The organism is Lysinibacillus sp. KCTC 33748, from assembly GCF_002237755.1.
In the GTDB taxonomy this organism is placed as follows: domain Bacteria; phylum Bacillota; class Bacilli; order Bacillales_A; family Planococcaceae; genus Lysinibacillus.
This window is the reverse complement of record NZ_MWSJ01000017.1, coordinates 50,905-72,609: the sequence shown is the minus strand read 5'-3', so window position 1 is coordinate 72,609 and position 21,705 is coordinate 50,905. Positions and strand designations below refer to the sequence as shown.

14 protein-coding genes and 1 pseudogene are annotated in these 21,705 nt (G+C 37.1%); 5 read left to right on the top strand and 10 right to left on the bottom strand.

What is annotated here, in order from left to right; genetic code table 11:
• Nucleotides 1–24: 24 nt before the first annotated feature.
• From B1B04_RS18045 to B1B04_RS26575, 4 genes are all read right to left on the bottom strand, one after another.
• Entirely contained in the window at nucleotides 25–996 is a 972-nt protein-coding gene (locus tag B1B04_RS18045; RefSeq protein ID WP_170939013.1) for a helix-turn-helix domain-containing protein, read from the bottom strand.
• An 81-nt stretch (nucleotides 997–1,077) separates the two neighbouring features.
• Nucleotides 1,078–2,244, bottom strand: a complete 1,167-nt coding sequence (locus B1B04_RS18040; RefSeq protein ID WP_346426996.1) for an MFS transporter — start codon at nucleotides 2,242–2,244, stop codon at nucleotides 1,078–1,080.
• A gap of 410 nt (nucleotides 2,245–2,654) precedes the next feature.
• The gene (locus B1B04_RS18035; protein ID WP_346426998.1) at nucleotides 2,655–3,143 is read right to left on the bottom strand and encodes a DeoR/GlpR family DNA-binding transcription regulator; all 489 of its coding nucleotides are present in this window, start codon (nucleotides 3,141–3,143) and stop codon (nucleotides 2,655–2,657) included.
• 95 nt (nucleotides 3,144–3,238) lie between these two features.
• Nucleotides 3,239–3,373, bottom strand: coding sequence for a DeoR family transcriptional regulator (locus B1B04_RS26575; protein ID WP_346426997.1), 135 nt, complete (start codon nucleotides 3,371–3,373; stop codon nucleotides 3,239–3,241).
• On the opposite strand from B1B04_RS26575, the pseudogene B1B04_RS18030 reads away from it, so the two are divergent.
• Nucleotides 3,360–3,713, top strand: a pseudogene (locus B1B04_RS18030) (SDR family oxidoreductase); the annotation flags it as partial. The gene B1B04_RS26575 and the pseudogene B1B04_RS18030 sit on opposite strands and share 14 nt — an antisense overlap.
• A gap of 176 nt (nucleotides 3,714–3,889) precedes the next feature.
• Here the strand turns inward: B1B04_RS18030 and B1B04_RS18025 are convergent.
• Together B1B04_RS18025 and B1B04_RS18020 are read right to left on the bottom strand one after the other, a co-directional pair.
• Nucleotides 3,890–8,272, bottom strand: coding sequence for an S-layer homology domain-containing protein (locus B1B04_RS18025; protein WP_079562788.1), 4,383 nt, complete (start codon nucleotides 8,270–8,272; stop codon nucleotides 3,890–3,892).
• A gap of 878 nt (nucleotides 8,273–9,150) precedes the next feature.
• Nucleotides 9,151–10,719 carry a sensor domain-containing diguanylate cyclase gene (locus tag B1B04_RS18020; protein WP_079562787.1) on the bottom strand — a complete coding sequence of 523 codons (1,569 nt, stop codon included), beginning with the start codon at nucleotides 10,717–10,719 and terminating at the stop codon, nucleotides 9,151–9,153.
• Between the two features lie 464 nt (nucleotides 10,720–11,183).
• Here B1B04_RS18020 and B1B04_RS18015 point away from each other — a divergent pair, with 464 nt between their 5' ends.
• Nucleotides 11,184–12,095, top strand: a complete 912-nt coding sequence (locus B1B04_RS18015) for a CAP domain-containing protein (protein ID WP_079562786.1) — start codon at nucleotides 11,184–11,186, stop codon at nucleotides 12,093–12,095.
• Between the two features lie 599 nt (nucleotides 12,096–12,694).
• Nucleotides 12,695–13,879 (top strand): CaiB/BaiF CoA transferase family protein, encoded by a 1,185-nt coding sequence (locus B1B04_RS18010; protein ID WP_079562785.1) that lies wholly within the window; start codon nucleotides 12,695–12,697, stop codon nucleotides 13,877–13,879.
• A 106-nt stretch (nucleotides 13,880–13,985) separates the two neighbouring features.
• On the opposite strand, the gene B1B04_RS18005 is transcribed toward B1B04_RS18010, so the two are convergent.
• The 4 genes from B1B04_RS18005 to B1B04_RS17985 form a co-directional block, all read right to left on the bottom strand.
• Nucleotides 13,986–15,461, bottom strand: a complete 1,476-nt coding sequence (locus tag B1B04_RS18005; RefSeq protein WP_079562784.1) for a hypothetical protein — start codon at nucleotides 15,459–15,461, stop codon at nucleotides 13,986–13,988.
• 502 nt (nucleotides 15,462–15,963) lie between these two features.
• Nucleotides 15,964–17,322, bottom strand: a complete 1,359-nt coding sequence (locus B1B04_RS18000; protein WP_079562783.1) for an acetamidase/formamidase family protein — start codon at nucleotides 17,320–17,322, stop codon at nucleotides 15,964–15,966.
• A 400-nt stretch (nucleotides 17,323–17,722) separates the two neighbouring features.
• Nucleotides 17,723–18,757: a DUF4179 domain-containing protein gene (locus B1B04_RS17990; protein WP_079562781.1), complete on the bottom strand. Its 1,035-nt coding sequence runs from the start codon at nucleotides 18,755–18,757 to the stop codon at nucleotides 17,723–17,725.
• Nucleotides 18,754–19,320, bottom strand: coding sequence for a sigma-70 family RNA polymerase sigma factor (locus B1B04_RS17985; RefSeq protein WP_240518330.1), 567 nt, complete (start codon nucleotides 19,318–19,320; stop codon nucleotides 18,754–18,756). The genes B1B04_RS17990 and B1B04_RS17985 overlap by 4 nt, the downstream gene beginning before the upstream one ends.
• 263 nt (nucleotides 19,321–19,583) lie before the next feature.
• On the opposite strand from B1B04_RS17985, the gene B1B04_RS17980 reads away from it, so the two are divergent.
• Both B1B04_RS17980 and B1B04_RS17975 read left to right on the top strand, forming a co-directional pair.
• Nucleotides 19,584–20,306: a response regulator transcription factor gene (locus B1B04_RS17980; RefSeq protein ID WP_079562780.1), complete on the top strand. Its 723-nt coding sequence runs from the start codon at nucleotides 19,584–19,586 to the stop codon at nucleotides 20,304–20,306.
• Nucleotides 20,303–21,694 carry a sensor histidine kinase gene (locus B1B04_RS17975; protein ID WP_079562779.1) on the top strand — a complete coding sequence of 464 codons (1,392 nt, stop codon included), beginning with the start codon at nucleotides 20,303–20,305 and terminating at the stop codon, nucleotides 21,692–21,694. Before B1B04_RS17980 ends, B1B04_RS17975 begins: the two co-directional genes overlap by 4 nt.
• Nucleotides 21,695–21,705 lie beyond the last annotated feature (11 nt).

Sequence of the window (21,705 nt, the reverse complement as noted above, 5' to 3'; positions counted from 1 at the left end):
TTTTATGAATTAAATATATATCCTCTACAACCGATTAAGATCTCTTAATATTTCCCTAGGATTAATTCCAAATCTCTTCTTAAAAATCTCCGCAAAATAGCTAGGATTAGAATACCCCACTGCATTCGCAATGTCAGTTACATTCATAGTTCCCTCTTGTAATAAAAGCAATGCTTTCTCTAGTCTTTTTTCTCGTAAATATCCAAACACTGTTGTTCCGAACATCTCTTTAAATCCCTTTTTTAATTTGTAATCGTTTAAATCAATTAAACGCGATAACTCAATTAGTGTTGGAGGATTGGACATATGCTCCATAATAATAGATTTAGCTTGCTGTATTTTTGTTCTATCACTTATTGAAAACATAACAGGGCTAAGAGAATTATCAAATAGATGAGATCGAAATGTCATAGATAAAAGCTGTAACGCTTGGCATTCTAGCTCTAAATTGGTCATCTTCTTACTTGCTATAGCATCTAACATTTGCCGAACAATAATTAGGGAAGATGCGTTAATTTTCTCTTGAAATAGTCTATATCGTTTTCCATCAAGAATTTTAGAGAAACTTAAGGATTCCTTACTAGTTTCACCAATTTCACTCATAAAATGATTGAATGTTGAAATTGGAATACCAATCCCCACCATTTGGTAGGATTGATTTTTGTGAAACATAAAATTTGCCCCTACTTGCTCTATAAATTGAAGCGAGCATGTTCCTGAAGAAATTTCATATTCTGAGCCTGAGATGTAAAGACCTCTATTACCTTGTAAACAGAAACTAAGTTCAACCATAGGCTGCTTTGTTACTACTTGCATTTGGTACTCTCGATAAAATGAATAATCAGATATAACCACTTCTAAATCTGGCCGAGGAATAAAACGATGTATAGCTCCTTCCTGCACATTTGGTTGGAATACAAACGGACATTCTTGTACCTTTGATATTTCCAATGCATGAAAAAATCCACTAAAGTTCTCATGGAAATTAATATTCAACGTGTTCGTCACCATCCTTCGGTTTTAATCGAGAATGATTATCAATCATAACCAAAGTATAGCAAACGAACAGCGATTAAGCTATTTTTCTTTCGTAGTAAGTACCATTGATAGTAGTAAACATAAAAAGAAGATAGCAGCCCCAAAACCATAAGCAGTAGCATATCCCCCAGCATATTCTATAAGCCATCCTGCAAGTCCAGGCCCAATCATTTGACCGATAGCATAAAAGATAGAAATAAAGCCGATCGCTGACGCCACATACATTGCCGATACCTCTTGACTTGCCTTCATTTGAATGAGCACAAGGACACCTCCAAGAGACGAACCCCATATAATAGCAGACACGATAAATCCTATTAAATTAGGAAGTAACATCGGAAAAACATTTCCAATAATTGATAAAAATAACGCTGTCATTAATGCCTTTTTTACGCCTATCTTATCCGCTAGCATCCCCCATAATGGCGCACCGCCAATTGAAACGATCCCTGCAACAGCATAAATGGAGCCCGCCACTGTATTCGAAATCCCCATGTCCTTCATATAGCTTGTTTGATATAAATTCGGAATAAGATAAACGAGTCCGACGGCAAAATAAATTCCAGCTATGAGATACAGTTCTTTACTTCTCCAGGCTCTAGTTTTTTCTTGTACAGCACCATTTTCAACCGTTGAATGCGGTGTCTTTATCACAAAAAATGCAACTAACACGACTATCATTGTGATTACTGCAAATACTAACCATACTCCTCGCCAGCCAAGCTCAGGAAAATGTCGAAGCATAAAGGGTACAAGTACTCCAGACAGTAGCATTCCTACTCCCGCACCACTCATTAGCAATCCCATCACTGTCCCTCTTTTCTTTGGGAAAGAGCTAACTGCTATTGATAATAGTGGTGTATAGACAAGAGCACTACCAGCACCAGCCAAAAATAAAGCTATAGCGGCCCACCAAATGTTCGTGACAAATACTAGACCCCCTAAACCTGCAATAACAAAGCCTCCGCCTACCAACAGCACATTTTTCGCTCCAATACGCAATGTAAGCACCCCAGACAGTCCTACTGTAAGTAAATAGCCTAAAAAAAGCATCGTGCCTAATAAACCTGACTGTGTTGTAGTTAATGACAGCCCTTCCTGCATAAAAGGTAATATAATACCGTAAGCCATACGAGCAAATCCCGTAGTTGTAACGATTAATAGCATTCCTGTTATTACAAATGCCCAAAAATTTTTCATTTCCATTCCCCTTTCATTCATTACTTCCTATAATTCTTAAAACAAAGAAACTATCCACTATGTTGATCTAAAATCCCCTTTTCATTTTTTGATAATTTTTTTTCATTTAGAAATATAGTTATCTTAAATTTTTTAGTTCTACTTCTCTACCGATAGAAGGATAATAATGCGGTTTAACGGATTTTATTTTAAAACATAAAAAAGACACCTCAATAGATTTTGAGATGTCTTTCATGGAAATATACATTTCTATCAGTGATTTTATATAAAGCATTAGACTTGTTTCTTATTAAAAAGCACTACAAATTTATAACGATCAAGTAGATGCCGAATGGAAAATTAACTTCTGGTGATTTGCTATTAGGTCTTTCTTCTCACATCTAGACGAATTCATTTTATTAATCAACACTAAGTATTCAATAAATTAGCTGGACATCATTTGCTTTCAGTTTCTCTATCCATTCTGTGGATGGTTTTTTGTCTGTTACAAGAACATCGATATCACTAAAATCAAAAAGCTTTAAAAATGCTGCTTTATCAAATTTGGTCTGATCTACTAGTAAGAGATTGATCTTAGAATTTTTAAGCATTATTTTTTTTAATTCCGCTTCCGGCTCATTAGATTCCGTAATACCATGTTCCAGCGATATCCCCTTGCAGCTAAATACATGAATATCTGCAAAATATCTATCAACAGTAGCCTCTGCAGCAGGACCAACTAAGGAAAGTGATTTTCTTCGTAACTCTCCCCCTGTTGAAATAATTTGAAAGTGTGAATCGCTAAACTCATTTAATATTTTTATGGAATTAGTAATTAACGTTAAATCTTGTTTATCATATAATGCTTTGATCAATTCAAAAGCTGTCGAACTAGGGTCAACCATTAATTTATCTCCATCTTTAATCAGATGGTGTATTTTCGAAACTATTGATTTTTTTAAATCTATATTAAGAGAGGTCCTTGTATTAAAAGGTAAATCCTCTGAGCCGTTTCGGTTTATTACAGCCCTCCATAAGTTCTTGATACAATTCCCTTTTTATCTAATTTCTCAAGATCTCTTCGAATGGTTTCCTCTGTAACCGAAAATTTTTGACTTAGTTCAGAAACATAAACTTTCTTTTCAATCGTAAACATATCCTCCATGTCTGGCATCATTGCTAATACCCCTCAATGCCAATCCTCCTATAATGCATCCAAAGCAGGCGTGATTATGCTTACGAAAAGTTTAGCAATGGAATGGGCGAAGCATAATATCAAAGTGAATACAATTGCTCCCGGATACATGAAAACAGAGCTGACAAAGCATTATTTTGAACAAGGTGGTGACATGATTGATACTTGGATGAACTTAACCCCTATGGGCAGACCTGGAACACCGGATGAACTAGGAGGTATTGCGCTATATCTAGCATCAGAGGCTTCTTCTTTTACAGGAGGCGTGTTTACTGTGGATGGTGGGTATACAGCGTTGTAGTTAGAGGTAACGAAATGCCTATTAAATATATATACAACAGCCCTTCTGCTAAGTTTTTAGCCAGGAAGGTTTTTCATCCTAAAAGATTGAAAAATTTTTAAGAAATAAGTAATTGAATATCTATTATCAAAATGAAAACCAAGTGGTCTTTATATGACCACTTGGTTTTCATTTACTTATGGCGTTGTTATGACAGGGTCCTTATAGCCAACCTTCGCATAAAACTTATGGAAATTACCATACTTATCTTCTAACACAATTGTTACCCAGTCACCGTTAAAGAATTTGGCTGGATGCGTTAGCTCTCTTGTAATACGAGCAACATCTGTCGCAATCGTTCCTGTTCCTGTTGCTAATGAACTGTTTGAACCATTCATAACCATATCAATTACCTCTGCTGGTAATCTCCCTTTAATAGTATCAGAATCCATTCCTACTGAATCTGATACGTAGTAGTACTTCAGTAATTCGCCTTTTTCATAAAATTGTTTAGCATAGCTCAACAAATCGAATGTCGCTTGAACTTTTCTATCGTCACCTGGCGAATTAAGGTAGCTAAGTTTAATTTCCATAAACTTCGAATCCAATGTTCTATATAGATATTTACCAGTATTAATGAACTTATGTCCTTCATAGCCTGAAATTACAAAGTCTCGAGTTTTATCATTCATTGTTACAGTAATTGTTTTATTAGCGTCACTTTGTAATTTCGGTTTAATGATGAGTTTACTTTCTTTTGTAGTATCTGTTCCTACTGTATAAGACACAGGTTCGTATTTGTCTGTAACATCAATATCATTGTCATTCGCGTCTTTTGCAGTAATCTTTAAGATATCTGCCAAACCAACAACAACTTTATCATCTGTACCTACAAGGCTTGATTTACCGTTCTCATCACGCATAATCGTTTCACTAAACGTGATAGTGAATGTATCATCATTATTGCGGTAGATAAGTCCTGGATACTTTTTATTGTCCAGAGGAGACGTCATACCAATGCTTGGTGGTGTACCATCAGAGTAAAAGTCTTGTTTCATCAAGCCTGTTGCTGATTTATCATGGTCATTATACGAATCGTTCGCCTTATAAATCGTGAAGTTACCAGGTGTATCCTCTACTCCAACGTAAACTACATATTCAGTATGTGGCTTTAATTTTACTCCTTTCGCATCTACTGTTCCTGAAAGACCTTTTCCTGTTTTTTCAATGGATGGACTAGTTTTAAGCTTTGTTTCTAAATATTTTTCATCTGCTGGCGCAGTTAATTTAGCATCTGGATTGTCAATTAATTTTCCATCCTTATCTCTAATTCTTTTTTCAACAAACCAGTAATGAACTATTGCTGTTTCATCCGTTTCAAAGCTAATTGTTGCTTCTGTATCTATATCTTTCTTTGGCTTAATCTCTAAATCACGAATTAAAGGTGCTTTGGTATCTTCAAATACTTTCTTAGAATCGGATATCTTAGAGAGCTCTCCACCACGATCTTTTAGTACCATGTAAACAGAGTAACTATTAAATGGATCCAGTTTATTTTGTTCAACAGATACAGGGAATTTTTGTGTAGTTGTTTCTAAATCTGCCGTGCCTGAACCACGTTGAATATAGATATCTTTTCCACCAATTTGGAAGTAACCAGATTTATTAGAATCACCTGCAAATTCATTAGTAAAATCACGTTCTGTAATATTATGATCTGTTAAATACTGTTTGAAAGTCTTCGTCTCACCATTATCGACTACTGTATCAGGTAGTATCATATAGTAATAAGTACCGGCCTTATTCGGCTCGAATTCGATTTCTGCTCGACGGAAACCATCGGATTCATCAGCTTTGTTTACTATGTTTCCTATTTTTATAGTAGGCTTCACATTATCTTCGTGTTTATATTCCGCATAGTTACGAATAGGGTCGCCTGGCTTCACTGTATTCGTATTTTCAAATACATTGCCCGCTAAATCTATAACACCAGGTAACACCGTTACACGTAATGTATCACCATTAACAAACCCTGTATCAGATGGAATAGTTAACAATACTTTCTTGTCTCCTGGTTTATACTCTACAGCTGATGGTTTAATTCCCTTTTCTCCCGTTACATTAACAATAACTGTACCGGTTAATAAATAATTGTTAACGTCGTTAGCACTTTCTGGATCTAATGCTTCGTTCACAGTTAACTCAAACTGATTGTTACTCTTCCTTACTAGCTTTCCTTGCTCCACATACGGATTGATATTATCAAGTTCTCCCGTTGTAAATTCCTTCACTGCAGCAGGATCTTTTGAATAATTGCCTGAATCATCCTTCATCACTACATAAAGTTGATATTCCGTTTTAGCATCTAATCCTGTTAGAATTTCAGTAATTGCAAGTTTTCCTGCAACTGCCTTTCCATTACCTGTTGGTTTAGCAACAATATCTGCGGTTGTTGGATCGGCTGCTGACGTCTTTTTACGTACGTAGTAGTAATAGTCTCCTGGTTCACTTGCTGTAAATGTAAACTCTGCACGTTTTCCGCCATGTAGAGGGTTTACTTTTAAATCTTTAACAACTGGCGGTGTTCCATCTTTCATTTGGAATGGTTTTGATTTAATATCCGAAGCATTTTTCGCTCCATCAACGACCATCACATAAACAACATATTCTTTTTTCTCACCTAAATTAGTGATTTTAATAGTGTTTTTGCCATTCACTGCTGCGCTTGTTCCATGTGCTGCATTGTCAGTAGAAATGCGATTTACCATTTCTTTTTTCGTTGGTGCATCGGCGCCTTTTTCACGAACAATATAGTAGTAAGTTCCAACTTTATCTGAAGTGAAATCTACCTGTGTCTCACTACCACTTAAAACTGTTACATTCGTAATGTCGATTAACGGTTTTGTTTTATCAGCTGGATCTTGTTTATCAATATCGTCTTTATCAACCGGTTTACCGTCTTCATCTACAATATTGCCGATATTATCTTTATCCTCTAAGAAGTCGTCGAAGATATTATTCGGTCCCTCGCCCTTCGGTATAATCACTTTGTCAATATACGTGTAATCTCCAATATCAACCCAACCGTATACATTATCAACATACAGAACACCTATACGACCATCTATATACAGCTCTAAATCTGTATAGCTATTGTAGTTAATCCAGTCGATGTTGCTATCTCCGTAAATTGTCAGCTTCGTTTCTGTATCAAGGTTTAGTGTACCGATATTTCCTTGAATCTCAAATTCACGAACAGTCCCGATGATGTCTACACGTGGTAGCTTCATATTTGTTTCGATTTTTGTACCGCTTTGAGCGACAACTATGCGCGATACAGTGCTGTTATAAAATTCAATATGTTTTTCAACATTTTTCATCGTCACTTTATCTTTAGACCAGTTCTCAAACGGCTTGTTTTTATCAGGATTTTTGTTGGAATTCTGATCTGCCCAATCTTGAATATCTGTTGTCGAACCGTTATTAGATGAGCCTTCATCATTTGGATTATCTGGATTAGACCAGTTGATAAATGCAGTATTGGTGCTTGCTATACGGCCAAGAGATAATGGCTTATAGTAGGAAAAGTCTAACTGTAAAGGTGGACGTACCGTTTCGTTGACAAGCATTGTACCAGTTAATGTAATATTTGAGAATTCAATATAGTTTCCATTAACAACGATTGTCGCACCGAAGGACTTACGATCGCCATCGAACTCTAGTGACCTTGAGCTTGTCCCACTTGCATTCAATGTTAGCTTTGATACCGAGCGAATAGTTTTGCCTGAAAAGTCCCCTTCAATTAGCGCGTCTTTTAATACAGGTGCATTATCTTCGTTAAAAATATGCGAGAGACTTTGTGATACTGAGTATGGATCGCCATTTATGTAGACAGTATCGTCTTCAACATTTGTAATTTTGAAAGTTGTGGCATTCCCTTTTTTCTCTTGTGAACGCACAATAAAAGATGCGAATTGTCCACGTGTAACCGCATTATGTGGTGAGAAAGTGACAGACGTTGTCCCTTCCGTAATCTTTGAATCTACTAAACTTTGGATATAGATAGCGTTGCTTGTTTCGCTAGTTACATCTTTGAAACTATTGTTGTAATTAGAGGCTACCTCTAATTTAAAGCCAAGCACTAAAATTTTCGCTAATTGCCCGCGCGTCATCACTTCATTAGGCATAAATGTTCCATTTGAATAGCCCGACATGATTCCTGCATTTTGTAGAGCAGCTATATACTTGTAATATTCACTACTTTTCGGAACGTCTTTTAAATATGGATCTTGTACATTTCTCAAATCTAATTTTAAAACAGTCGCCAGCATCTTTGCCGCCTGACCACGTGTTACACTTTGATTTGGTCGAAAAGTATTGTCTGCATACCCATTAATCGCACCTTGATTATATAATTTTAAAATGTCGTCATAATGACTTGAATATGGGTCAACATCTGTAAATGGTGAAGAAGCCGCAGCCGCCTTTTGTGGTGGTGGCACTACAACAGCAATCCCACTAGTAGCAAAAACCGTTGCTATAAGTGCTTTGTTCACTTTTTGGATTTTTGTTTTATCCATCCCACTCTTCCTTTCATCTATGTATTTGATACGTTCAAACTATCATTTTCATCATACCCTTTATATCGACAGGTAGATAGTGAACCTTCATAGATAAATCTAAATTAATGGAATAAAATTGTTAACAATAAATAGAAAGATAAAATGTTCACCATCATAACGTGAGGTTGATTTCCGTTCCGACTGGGCGCTTTGCCGCTGACGCTTCGCTTTCGCGCAGAGCAGAGCTTCCTGGGGCGTCCGATGAGCCGCTTCGCTGCGCTCCAGGGTCTCGGGCCAACAGATGTTTTTTGCGCGAAAGCGTAGTGCTAACGAAGCGGCAGCAGAGGGTTTTGGTTTTGTTTGTGCGAAAGCGCAGCAACAGCACCGATATTGGTCACGAAGGCGTTATCACAGGATGTGATGGTTTTAGCCTTCGTTCCTCTATTGCTGATCCCCAAGGAGTCGCCCAGTCGTAACGAAGATCAACTTATACAATGGCATACGTTTTGTTCCAACCTTTGAGATGAATCAAAAGAACTATCTTAGACACTGTACACTTACAGCCATCCAAATTGCACTACTAATCAATCCTTTATCTTTTATATATTTCCTTTTCCCCCTCACCCAACATAAAAAAGCCAAGGAGCATCGGTGCTCGCTTGGCTTTTAACGATATATAGGCATACATCTAGATGTACTTGTGATGTCATAAGGGAAAGGGGGATAACCTTGCATCTTGTCAAGTCGATCGAGAGATGTGTCCCGAGTTTACGTATCATTTTGAACATGTTTGATAAGTCATATGGGGAATGACTTAAAAATAGCTTGCCCAAATGATCGTTGCATTAATCATGTACCCCAAAATTAGAAATGTATGCTTATTCCAAAAAAAATTTTTATTTATTTTTTTGCTCTGCTACTATGACTTGATTTCGTCCTGCTTGTTTTGCAAGATACAGCGCACCATCCGCTGCTTCTATTAACTTTTCTGTCGTATCTGCCATTTGTGGATACACGGCAACACCTGCAGATAATGTAACTGGACGACCACAAGGACTTATAGTATGCGCCAACATATCCCGTAGTTGTTCTGCCACCTGTGCCGCTTCCACAGCTGTAGTAGTTGGCAATAACATAACAAATTCCTCACCACCGTAGCGACAGCAAACATCTCCATCACGAGCAACAGCTTTCATATTTTGAGCTAAAAATTGTAAAACCTTATCACCTACTGCATGACCATACGTATCATTCACACTTTTAAAATGATCTAAATCAAGTAGAATGAGGGCATGTGGCAACTTGTTGTCAAGCCACTCCGCTAGCATCGCATCCATTGTGCGACGATTGGTTACACCTGTTAGCGGATCTGTTGTAGATTGATCTTTAAAAAAGGATACCTGTCCCTGTAAAAATGTTAAACTCCGAATGAGAGCGCTTTTAAGATAATGCGCTTCAAAATACCAACTACGTACAGATTTCAAGCCTTCTACATTTTTCGAATCCATGCTCTCCTCTGTTAAAGTAGCTAATTGCTGTAAGGGATTTGCAATACGTGCTGCCGCCCAAAGGACAATTAAAATTGAAATGAGCATAAGCGGAATGGATTTTATAGCAACTTCCTGTACTCTATCAAATGAAGGAGCTAATGCTACATCAATCGGCCTTTGAGCAACTACTCCCCAACCCGTTAAAGGTACGGTACTAAAACCAGCAAGCATTTCTACTCCTTTAGTATTTACTACTTGAATAGCCCCGTTTTTCCCAGAAATCACTGATTGAACAACTTTATTATCAATAACGATATCATTAACGCGGCTTGGGTCCTGATGATAAATAACGCGCCCATCCGAATCAACTACATACACATATGACCCATCATGATAATAATGCTCTCCAAGTAAAGCATTAAAAACATTTCGTTCTTTTAAATAAATTGTCCCAGATACCATTCCTAAATATTCATTTGTCTCTGAAAATATAGGATACGATATAAAAATAAGGAGACGCCCCGTCATCCCCTTATAAGGCTTTGAGACAAGAGGTTTCTTTTTAGATAAAGCCTCACTGGCTCCAACAGATGTTAAAACTTCACCTAGTACTTCTTCAGATGGTGGTGATATAGATAGTACAAGACCTTCTGCATTTGTGATCAGCACAGAGTTAAACATGTCATTTTGCATTTTCAAACGTTCAGTTTCCTGAATCAATGCATCGTTATCATGCATTTTTGTTTTTATCGAGCTGGCGCTATATCCTAAAATCTGAAAAGATTCTTCAAGATAAGAACTAGCGGTTGTTGCTAATTTTTGTGCATAGACTCGATTCGTTTCAAGCGTATTCTCTTTAATCGAGTCAACGTTCATTCGGTAACCACTCCAAATGCTACCAATACCAGTTAAGATAAAAGCAGCTATCGCAACGCCCATGATTAAATACTTTAACTTTATCTGTTTTGATTTCATTTTCTATCTTTTACCCCTAATTTATAATTTCTTCTATTATTCTATTAAAACACAAAAAAATTCCTTATTAAGAAAATTTCTTACCTCAAAAGTAAAATATTTGGCAAAAAAGTACTTTCAAGAGTCTCTTATAACAAAAGTAATATAGTAGGCTACACCCCAAAACGTGGGGTTGATTTCCGTTCCGACTGGGCGTTTTGTTGTGGGCGTCCGATGAGCCGCTTCACTCGCTGCAGGGTCCCATCTGTGACGCTAATCCCCAAGGTGTCGCCCAGTCGTAACGAAGATCAACTTAAATAATATGCACTTTAACAAATACCACCCCTTAATAATCCAGATAGTAGGAAAAGTTCCATAATTTCAGCATCGTTAACTGAACAAAAGTATAGTAATTTATATCTATAAAACTTTTAGTAATTCAATAGATTTTTATTATAAATTCACTTTAAGAAGAGGGTTTTAATATGTTGTTACGTAAAGTAGCTCCAATAATGATTGGTTATAGTATGGCTCTATGGACAAATACTTCTTTCAATCGAAATAAGTCGGCTCGTTTGAATGTAACAAAGACACAAAAAGCTTTGTCACTATCCAGCTTTCAAAGTGACTATAAAATGAAATGGCATCGATTAGAAACAGACTACTCCACATTTTCTCTCGTAGGAAGACATAATTCTAATGAGGTCGGAGGATATGAAACACGTATTGGGCATAGCGTATTTGGTATTCGTATCGGTGCTAATCGAATAGATGTAAATAGAAAATACGGTCTTCCGCTTAGATCCATTCACTATGAAAATACAAGCTATTTGCTCGATTACAACGATTGTGATGGTAATACTACACACGGGACCTATTTCATTGATAATCACTACGTTACTTTTTTCTATGATTTACACAAAAACAATATTGTTCGTTCTATTATTTGGATACATGCTAAAACCGAATTAGGTAAACGTGGTTATTATGGTAAGCCATCCAACGAACTACGAACAGGGCTTGAAGATTTAATGGTTGACCTTATTAACCATGAGCGAGTTATAGAAGGTTTGCAACCACTCACTTATGATAAAGGGTCTAATCCTATTGCTCGACAACATAGTAGTAATATGATCACACATCAATTTTTTAGTCATGAAGATCATCAAGGTAATCATTCCAATGACCGCCTCACTGCTGGGGGGGTTAATCACTATTGGTACGGCGAAAATATAGCACAAGGTCAGCATAATAGTATATTTGCTCATGAAGCACTGATGAATTCAAAAGGACATCGTATAAATATTTTAAGGAAAGAGTTTACCCATATTTTTGTTGGTGTTTGCTTTAAAGATAACGGTGCACCCTATTATACGGTTAACTTTTATTCTAAATAGTTGAGGTTGATCAACGATATATACAAAAAAAAATCTCTATGCAGAAATTATTGCATAGAGATTTTTTTGTTCATGTTACGACAAAAATTTTCTCATAAATCCATTATTAGAATTTACTTATAACCTTCATTTTTGATAGTCACTAATCACATTTGTTAAAACGTAAGTTGATTGGAGTGGAGGCTGGGCGACTCCTTGGGGATCAGCGATATAGAGGAACGAAGGCTAAATGCATCATGTCCTGTGATAACGCCTTCGTGACCGACATCGAATGTTTTCTGTAGCGAAAGCAAAGCGGCAGCTACAAAGCGCCCAGCCGAGACGGAAATCAACCCCACGTTATGGAAAAACTCTACACTCTAAATTATTTTACTTTTTTCTCTATTCTGACATATAATTTTCCGACTAATTATTTTATAATAAAATTTAACATAGTCAAGCCATCAATACTTCTGTTATAATACTGATAATTTACACTTAACGCTGTATTAATACAGTGCAAATAAATGCTTTTCACAAAATGGGGATTATGAGAAAAGCGCTGCAATGCATTCTTGAATAGATGGCAATGTAGCCTACACAAAAAGGGGTTGGGAGATTTGGGTATTTTAAAGGGGTTAAAAATTCTCGATTTTTCTGCATTACTACCGGGGCCAATGGCGACAATGATATTTGCTGATTTAGGCGCAGAGGTTATTCACGTTGAATCCTCAAAACGCGTAGATTTAACACGTATTATGCCTCCTTACGACGATGATCATGAGGCCTATATTCATCAACATTTGAATCGCTCTAAAAAGTCATTAACACTAAATTTAAAATCGCCTGAAGCTATAGAAATTGTGAAGTCACTCGTTAAAGAGTACGACATAATTATCGAAGGATTTCGGCCTGGTGTCATGCAACGGCTTGGCATTGGCTACAAAGCTCTAAAAGAGGTAAATCCTAAGGTTATTTATTGTGCTATTACAGGCTATGGACAAACTGGACCATTTAGCAATCGACCAGGACATGACAATAACTATTTATCATTAGCTGGCTTACTCGATTATTCACGCCATAAAGATAAAAAACCTGTCTCCATGGGTATTCAGCTAGCTGATATCGCTGGGGGCACGATGCATGCGGCAATTGGAGTACTCGCAGCTGCTTTACATCGTGAAAAAACAGGTGAAGGGCAATATATTGATATAAGTATGACCGATGCTGTATTTTCGCTCAATGCTATGTATGGGTCTGCCTATATTGGCGGTGGTCGCATACCTCAGCCCGAGCAAGAAATTTTAAACGGTGGCAGCTACTATGACTTTTACAAAACAAAGGATGGCCGATTTTTCTCAGTAGGAAGCCTTGAACCTCAATTCCGCAAATTACTTTGTGAAGCGCTTGATATTCCCGAGCTCATTGATAATACGTTTAATGATTCATACTATACACAAATTCGTTTTAAAGAAGCCGTCCATGATGCATTCTTATCGAAGACTTACGAAGAATTGCTTGAAGTGTTTAACGAGGATTTCGAGGGATGTGTCGAACCAGTATTAACGTTTCCAGAAGCATGCGAGCACCCTCAGCTCAAAGCTCGTGACATGATTGTTGATATTCCTAAAAGCGACGGTACTACACAAAAGCAAATTGCATCAGCGTTTAAGTTTGACGGTGTTAAGCCGCAGTACAAGCATGTCGGTGCTAAGCTTGGAGAGCATAATGAGGAAGTGTTATCTTCACTTGGCTATAGCGTCGAGCAAATTGCAGACTTACAGGACAAAGGAGTTTTAGAATAAGATCCATATAAAATAAAAAGAGTGTCTAATGCTGCGTTTATAACACATTAGACACTTTTTTTATTTCTAATCAATTATAATTGCGTCCAGAATCGGCTGAAAAAAGTTAAACGTAGGCACTTATAAAGACCCGTAACTTTTCGAAATGATCGTCTATAAGTAAATATTTTTTATATATTTCCATTAATTTTTCAAAAAGCTCGTACTGCTCCGTTACAAATAACACCTTTAAAATATTGAGCATATGTAAGGATGCGCTCTGTGCCACCAAAGAGTAAGGCGTTTCTGGCTGACGATAATGTTGGCGCCACTCTTCAACAGACAAGCCAATATGCTGTAATGAATTATTTACATGGAGAGCGATATCCTGCTGAACTGACGCTTCAATCGCAATAAATTGCTCATTACTATAATTGTTCTGTACTAAAGCGGCATGTATTTTTTTATTAGATGCTAATACATGTTCCTTTAAAAGCTGAAGCCCCTCTTGATAACGCTCCATTTTTACGTAATGATCCAACAATACTGCATACAAGTTTTCTAAAAAGTTTAGTTCATAATTTTTAATAATGGCAGGAGGTGTTGGCTTACGATTCGGCAATAACTCCTTATATTCCAACAAAATCTCTATCGCGTAATTATTAAGTCGTTCATCTTCTAATAAATACTCACCGTAGTAAATAACAGTTTCCGGAATCTTCTCCTTGTGTGCTATATGAAACTGAAGATAGGCAATCAGAGCTTTTTCTTTCTCTGTCAATGCATACATCGAATAACGCCAATCCGCTTCAAAGGAAGTAATTAAAGCTTTAACGCATGAATAATCTCCTTCAGATAGACGATAATGCGTTACAATTTGATAAAGATGTAACTGCTTTTTTGCTAAACAAGTAGAATTATAGTTATCCACGTAGGTTATACACTTATCCAGAGTTTTTTTATAATTATCCACAAAGTTATTCACATGTCCACAGGTATTTCTTGTAGATTGTTCAACATGACCCATCATTTCATGGATAAATGTGAATTGTTCTAATGGTTTGTGGATAAACAGTGAATAAACTTTTTTCATAAATAGCCAATGCCAAAAGTGAGTATCTTCTTTATAAATCATATGCACTAAATATTCATTTTCAAATTTATATAAAAATATAGTTTGTAGCTCGTTGACTGGCATTGTAATTTGCATTCGCTTTCCGAAAATTAGCCAGATTAATCGCTCTAAGTCCATTGTGTGTTGTGCAAAAAGTTGCTCAAAAAAGGTCTCCTTGCCTTTTTGCGTATAAAAAAAAGCATTGAGACGTTCATTCACAAATTTAGTATCCAAGCCATACTTGTTAAAAAAAGTTTGCATATCTATCGTTACACGACCCCAATATTTTCGCGCAGTTGAAAACGCAATATTCATCGCAGTTTCCTCATTCACTAAAAATAAATTCGGTGAAAGTGCAGTACCTAGAATTTTCGGGTCTGCCGGTGAATCACTCTCTGCCTCTAACCATTTTGACAGTAATTTTTCAGCACCCTTTTCACCATTATGTTTATATGTCATGAATAACTGCTCATCACAATCCAACAGCATGCAACTGGAGCCCCCCATCACATTCAACCAACAACGATCTTCCCCTATTCTGTAAAATACTTGCCAAACCTTTTAACTCTCTTTCTTCAATATAACAAATCTTATCAATCATATGCTAAAGAAATAGAAATATGCATAAAAGAAGACAACAAAAGTATTCGTGCAAAATCGACAACTTCAGCTGCAGCAGCATAAAAAAAGCCATCTATAAGGGGCAAATCCCTCGTGGATGGGTTAAAAAATTAAGTTAAGGCTAAAAAAAGAACGTTAAATGAACTCATTGGACAATCACTCATAAGTTAGTAACCCTAGCTCAATAAAAGCTAGCGCCATAGTACGCACGAAAGCTATGCATCATTCACCAATACAATCGGGAAAAATCAATTTTCACAACAGTAGACGAGCAACTAACAAAATAGTCACAAGAAAACACGTCAAATTTTTTGACGTGTTTTTTTCTGCATCGAAAGCGAAGCGACAATTTGGACTTCACCGTACGCATTTAATCATATTGTTTTTTCACAGGTTTATAAATTCGTGCTTTTTTCAGGACAGTTTTAGGTACTTGGAAGGTTGCTGTTACGACGCCTGGATGACGGCCAATTTCAATCGATCCTGTAATCGTCGCTCGATTCATAATTTCTGGTTCGCTCATCTCAAACAGCCTTGCAGCACGGCTTATAGCATTAGTTGTTGCTTCATTTAACGATGTTCCTGAGCCAACAATTGATACTGGGAATGCTTCCTCCACTTGTTTAACGCCATATTCCTCTGCAAGCTCACGTGCACGACGTTTTTCTTCCTTTGTAAAAGGTTTAGCCGTATAAGGTAAATCCTCTGTATTTGGCAATAAAATAGGGCCGTCCAAAGCTACTTTTTTCAGTACGCTTACCTGAAGCTGAACTATACCAGCAACATCCGTTGTATGTCCTGCAATTTCTCCATCTCCTTGCATTGCGTGCATATCACCAATATACACACCGCCACCTGGAACCTTTACTGGACAAATAATGGTTGCGCCCTCACGAACACGGCTTATATCCATATGTCCATCTGTACGGTGTGTATCTAATTCAGTCTGCGTAAATGCATATTCATGTGGTGCACCGATTAAAAACGAACCAAAATCACCAGCATTGTGGGAGTCTGGCATTGCCTTTGAAGGCGTCGTTCCAAGCTGCCCTAAAAACGGTCGTATTCTTGCCATAACACCTATCAAATCACTTGGTGCTAACGCAACTACAGGATTTTGCACAGAGTTTTCAGGTGTACGCATATAATTTTTCGCATCCAGTGCAATACGGCGAGCCCCTTCTCGCCCAACCGTGACACCAATATTCCCCTTATGATCTAACGCCATAGTATAGCCATTTGTCATGTTAAATGGTGATGTTTCAGTATCACATGTCGAACAGCGAATAACCTGCCGACCTATCCCTTTGACAACTGTATTCGGATGAAGCTTACCACAGCCCGGGCATTTTACTGATACGAATGGATCCCCAATGAAACGATCTATAATTGCCTCATCATGCCCAGACGCTGTTGCTACAGATGTTACCTGTAGTGATTTAATCTTGATAACAATGGCGTCTCCTACCTCTGCACCTTCTATAAATACAGGCTTTGTTACTTCATGCCCACCACGAATCGTTGGTGTTAGCATCGGCCCCCAGCATCCTGGTGTCGTATTAGCTATGATTGTTCCACCGTCTTTGACAGGTCCAAGCATTTTCTGTTGTGGATCTAAAATACCATCTATGAACTCATTTACGAATAATGTTTCGACGGCTTGCGGCTGCTGTACAAGATCTTCATTTTGTATTTCTTCTTTTTCTAGCACATGCAATTCGTTTATCATTTTTTCGTCACGCTCCTAGTTTTTATTTTATGTATATTGATCTTTGTTAAATTTGATTTCAACGCTTGATTTCTCTCTTTGTAGTAAATTGTCGATTGTAAAATTTAATTTCGACATTAAGCTCGATAATTCCTTCCATTTCGAGGAAGATATCATGAATCGTATGTATTGAATAATCAAAGTAGCGTTGAAATTCTTCTCTCCTAGTGCTTTTCCTGTATGTAAATGCATGATTTTTGTCCAATAGAAGTAGATATGGGCTACAAAGTACATGGAAAATTATGACGTTTATTTTGTGTGTTTTCAACCATATACACATAAAAAGCACAGACTCTTACAAATGTATTGTAAAAGTCTGTACTTTATTTTGTAATAAACTTCATTTCTTTGTAAGCGTGTGTTAATTTAATGGGATTGTCACAGGATCCATCTCTTTTAATTCCGTGCCTTTTCCTGAGCCTAAGGAGAAATAAATAACAGGAACAAATGTAATGGATGTAGCAGTTGGATTGATCGCCTGTACAGTAGCACTTGATTTATAAGAAATTCCACCTTCTCGACTTGATGAACCATTTCCATTTACTACATAGGTGTTCCCTAGATTATCTCGTAGTTCATCAAATTGAACTGTAACATCTGGCCACTTTTTTAACACTTCTGGGATAACTTCATATTCATAATGAATAACAGTGGACATATCATTTTTTCCAAGGGCGGTAAATCGAGCAATGACATCATAGTTTGTAACAGTTTCGTTGACTAGCTGTAGCTCACCTGCTAACTTAGAGACTTTAAAATTAAATGCCCAATCCCCTTCCACTTTTATATCGTTATTCATGTTGAGAAAAGCTTCTGGTTTCCATGTTACTTCTAATTCATCTGGTGCTTCTTTATCAAAATAAGGTGTTGTATTTGCTAATCCGATATATTTATTATCACCTATCTTTTCCAGTCGGCTACTTCCACCACCACCTATAGCTCCTTTGATATCCATGAAGTCTCCTTCTATAAACGGAGAATCTCCTAAATCTTTATCTGTTTCAAGTGCAAAAGAAATTGTCAGAGATGTACCGTCATACACAGCATTTTCAATCATCATAGATAAGCCATTACTAGAATGAACCTGTCCAATTTCCGTTGCGTGACTATCAAAGTTCTCAAACATTGTGTTTTTATTATCAAAATTGCTAGCAATGTTTTTCATAAACGGAATTTGTGAAGCAAGTGTAGGAAAAGCAATGCTTACGGTAGTTACCATACTGATGCCAATTATTGCTGCCGCTGCTGTATGACGTACCCATTTTGGCATACGCTTTCTTGTTGCTTGCTTCTTTAAAATCGTTTGTTTAAGGTTCCTCTTTCGCTGTGCAGATAATTCAATTGGTTCAATTTTATCCACATCCAGGTCCAGCCACTCTTTATAAGTCTTTGTCATATAAATGCCTCCTTCAACTGTATTGTTGATGCTAGTTTCTTCTTCCCTCTATAAAGCCGATTTTCTACGGCTGCTTTTGATAAATGCAGTGCTTCTGCTATCTCGGAATTCGTTAATTGCAAATAATACCTCATCATGAAAATATCTCGATCAATATTTTCTAAGTGACTAATAGCTAATAGCAAATCGTTTCGTTGCTCCTTTTTCAAAAGCTCCTGCTGTGTATCTTTTATATCAGCCTTTTGCAAGAGCTCCTCATCTCCCTTTTCTCTTTGTTGTTGTTTTTCAAGTTTACGGAATAAATCTATGGCTTTATATTTTGTCAGCATCCCTATCCATTTTTTAAAATCCTCAGATTCGCCCTTAAATTGCTTTGCATTTTGCCAAATAGCTAGGAATACATCATTAACACAGTCATCAATAGAATCTTTATTAATACCGGAAAGAATCTTATAAGCTATGGCATGCACGAAGCCAGAATAATGCTCAATTACAAACTCAAGCGCATCTTCTTTTTGGTTTTGCAGACGGCTAATAAAGTTTTTAGCTGTACATCTCACCATTTCTCCCCCCTTATGTTTATTTGAAAAAGCTTCTTCACTAACTATATCGAAGCTCACTCACTAAAACTCTCAACTATTTTTGTGAGAAATGATGATTTTCATTAAAAAATCATCATTCGTGCTTCAATCTCCTCTTTCAAACAAATTTCATTTATAATGAGTCACATAAAGTGATTTCTCTACTGCTAAACATATTAGCTATACACTATTCTTGAAATACTAATAACAGTTTTTAATAAAAAAGAAGAAAGGACGTGTGAACCATGAAAGAACCAACTATTCTAGTGGTGGACGATGAGGCAGATTTAGCAAACCTTCTAAAAGTCAGCCTACAAAAAGAAGGCTATAAACAAATTCATACAGCTGGCTCCATTCAAGAAGCCTGGATGAGCTTTCAACAAACACAACCCGATATTGTACTTCTTGATGTGATGCTTCCTGATGGCGAGGGCTACGATTTATGTCGTCGTATTCGGGAAGTATCGCATGTGCCAGTGCTTTTCATGTCAGCGAAAAATGATGAAATTGATAAAATTTTAGGGCTTGCCATCGGAGGAGACGACTATATTACGAAACCTTTTAGTCCTAAAGAGGTCGCCTATCGTGTGAAGGCACAGCTTCGCAGAGCTGGCTATCAAACGCAGGAAGTAGCACCAGATCCTTCCGCGAAGTCAATTCAAGTTGGCCCATTCTTACTTAATGGTGATGAAACGGAGGTACATAAGGACGAAGTTTTATTGGAGCTAACAGCGAAAGAGATCGGCTTGATGGCTTGCTTTATGAATAATCCTAATCGAATTTTAAGTAAAGAAACTCTATTTGAGCGTGTATGGGGAGAGGACTTTTTCGGCTCAGACAATACCGTAATGGTGCATATTCGACGGCTGCGTGAAAAGGTTGAAAACGATGCATCAAAACCTGTGTATATTACAACTGTAAAAGGGCTTGGCTATAAATTTGTCGTTCCAAAAGAGGAGCAAGTATGAAATGGAAATTAACAGCTAGATTTCTTCTGTCTGTGCTGTCTATTGTTATTATTGTTATTTTCCTGAATACAGCCATTTTAATTGGTTTTTTCATTTTCCAACAGGTAAATAAATACGATAAAACAACTTCGTATTCAGAGGAAAACTTCGTGCGCGAGTTCCAACAGTATATTGATATAAGTAATGGAACGGTATCGGTAAGCAAGGATGGACTTCAACAATTGCATCAGCGAAATGCTTGGATTCAATTACTTGATAATAATGGACAGGTCATTGAAGCCCATTTTGCTCCAGAGAAGGCTCCTGCACACTATGCGCCGATTGATTTAATTCAAGTTTATAAATATAAAGAGTTCGACGTAGATACAACCGTATATGTAGGAAGTAAAGAAAGTATTAGTTATCTTATCGGTATTGAGGGCAGTGGCGTTACTAGATATGTCACTCATTTTTCTGGCTCATCCGTCTTACAGTTTATTGGCAAGTTTGGTTTGCTTATTGTCATTGCTGATTTATTAGTAGCTACACTCGTTGGCTGGCTTTTCGGTCGAACGTTGACCAAGCCCCTACACGCAATGATTGAACGTATTCGTCATTTAAAAAATCATGAGCATGTTTCTAGTAAAATGCCAGGTGGTGTTTACAAACCTGTTTTCGAGAATTTAAATGAAGTATCAAAAGAGCTTGCCGCACACGAGCAGGAACGAAAAAGATTAGAAATGATGCGTGAGGAATGGATCAGCAATGTGTCACACGATATGAAAACACCTCTTGCTTCGATTCGTGGTTATGCGGAGCTACTGAATGATGGAAAATTGACTGCTGATGAACAAAGAGACTACGCTCACATTATCGAAAAACAATCATTGCATATGCAAGATTTACTCGATGATTTAAATTTAACTATGCGCTTAAGACATCAGCAGCTTCCGCTCAGCTTAACCGAAGTAAATATGGTGCAATTTATTCGTGAAATCGTTATAGATACACTCAATACCCCTCAATATGAGGAAGCCAATATTGAGTTTAATGCAACTAACGATGTCATCAAGCATCACATTGACGAGCACTTTATGCGACGAGCGATTATGAATTTTTTACACAATGCATTGCTTCATAATCCTTCTGATGTATCAGTTACTATTCTTGTTGAAGATCATTCCATTACGATTTCTGATAACGGTAAAGGCATTTCTGCTGAAGATCTTGAACATATTTTCGAGCGCTATTATCGAGGGACAAATACTGAGCAAACACACGGTACTGGCTTAGGTACTGCAATTGCTAGAGACATTATTGAAGCGCACGGAGGAACTGTAACAATTACCTCCGAAGGACAACAAGGTACAACTGTTAGCATTCAATTTCAAATAGAAAAAAAGGAGTAGCCCTAAACTAG

Excerpts from the sequence above, each read along its gene's own strand:
- B1B04_RS17985 (WP_240518330.1), bottom strand. The coding sequence starts at position 19,320 with ATGGTGAGATGTACAGCTAAAAACTTTATTAGCCGTCTGCAAAACCAA.
- B1B04_RS18015 (WP_079562786.1), top strand. The coding sequence starts at position 11,184 with ATGTTGTTACGTAAAGTAGCTCCAATAATGATTGGTTATAGTATGGCT.
- B1B04_RS18000 (WP_079562783.1), bottom strand. The coding sequence starts at position 17,322 with ATGATAAACGAATTGCATGTGCTAGAAAAAGAAGAAATACAAAATGAA.
- B1B04_RS18040 (WP_346426996.1), bottom strand. The coding sequence starts at position 2,244 with ATGGAAATGAAAAATTTTTGGGCATTTGTAATAACAGGAATGCTATTA.
- B1B04_RS18020 (WP_079562787.1), bottom strand. The coding sequence starts at position 10,719 with ATGAAATCAAAACAGATAAAGTTAAAGTATTTAATCATGGGCGTTGCG.
- B1B04_RS17975 (WP_079562779.1), top strand. The coding sequence starts at position 20,303 with ATGAAATGGAAATTAACAGCTAGATTTCTTCTGTCTGTGCTGTCTATT.
- B1B04_RS18025 (WP_079562788.1), bottom strand. The coding sequence starts at position 8,272 with ATGGATAAAACAAAAATCCAAAAAGTGAACAAAGCACTTATAGCAACG.
- B1B04_RS17980 (WP_079562780.1), top strand. The coding sequence starts at position 19,584 with ATGAAAGAACCAACTATTCTAGTGGTGGACGATGAGGCAGATTTAGCA.
- B1B04_RS18005 (WP_079562784.1), bottom strand. The coding sequence starts at position 15,461 with ATGCTGTTGGATTGTGATGAGCAGTTATTCATGACATATAAACATAAT.
- B1B04_RS26575 (WP_346426997.1), bottom strand. The coding sequence starts at position 3,373 with ATGTTTACGATTGAAAAGAAAGTTTATGTTTCTGAACTAAGTCAAAAA.
- B1B04_RS17990 (WP_079562781.1), bottom strand. The coding sequence starts at position 18,757 with ATGACAAAGACTTATAAAGAGTGGCTGGACCTGGATGTGGATAAAATT.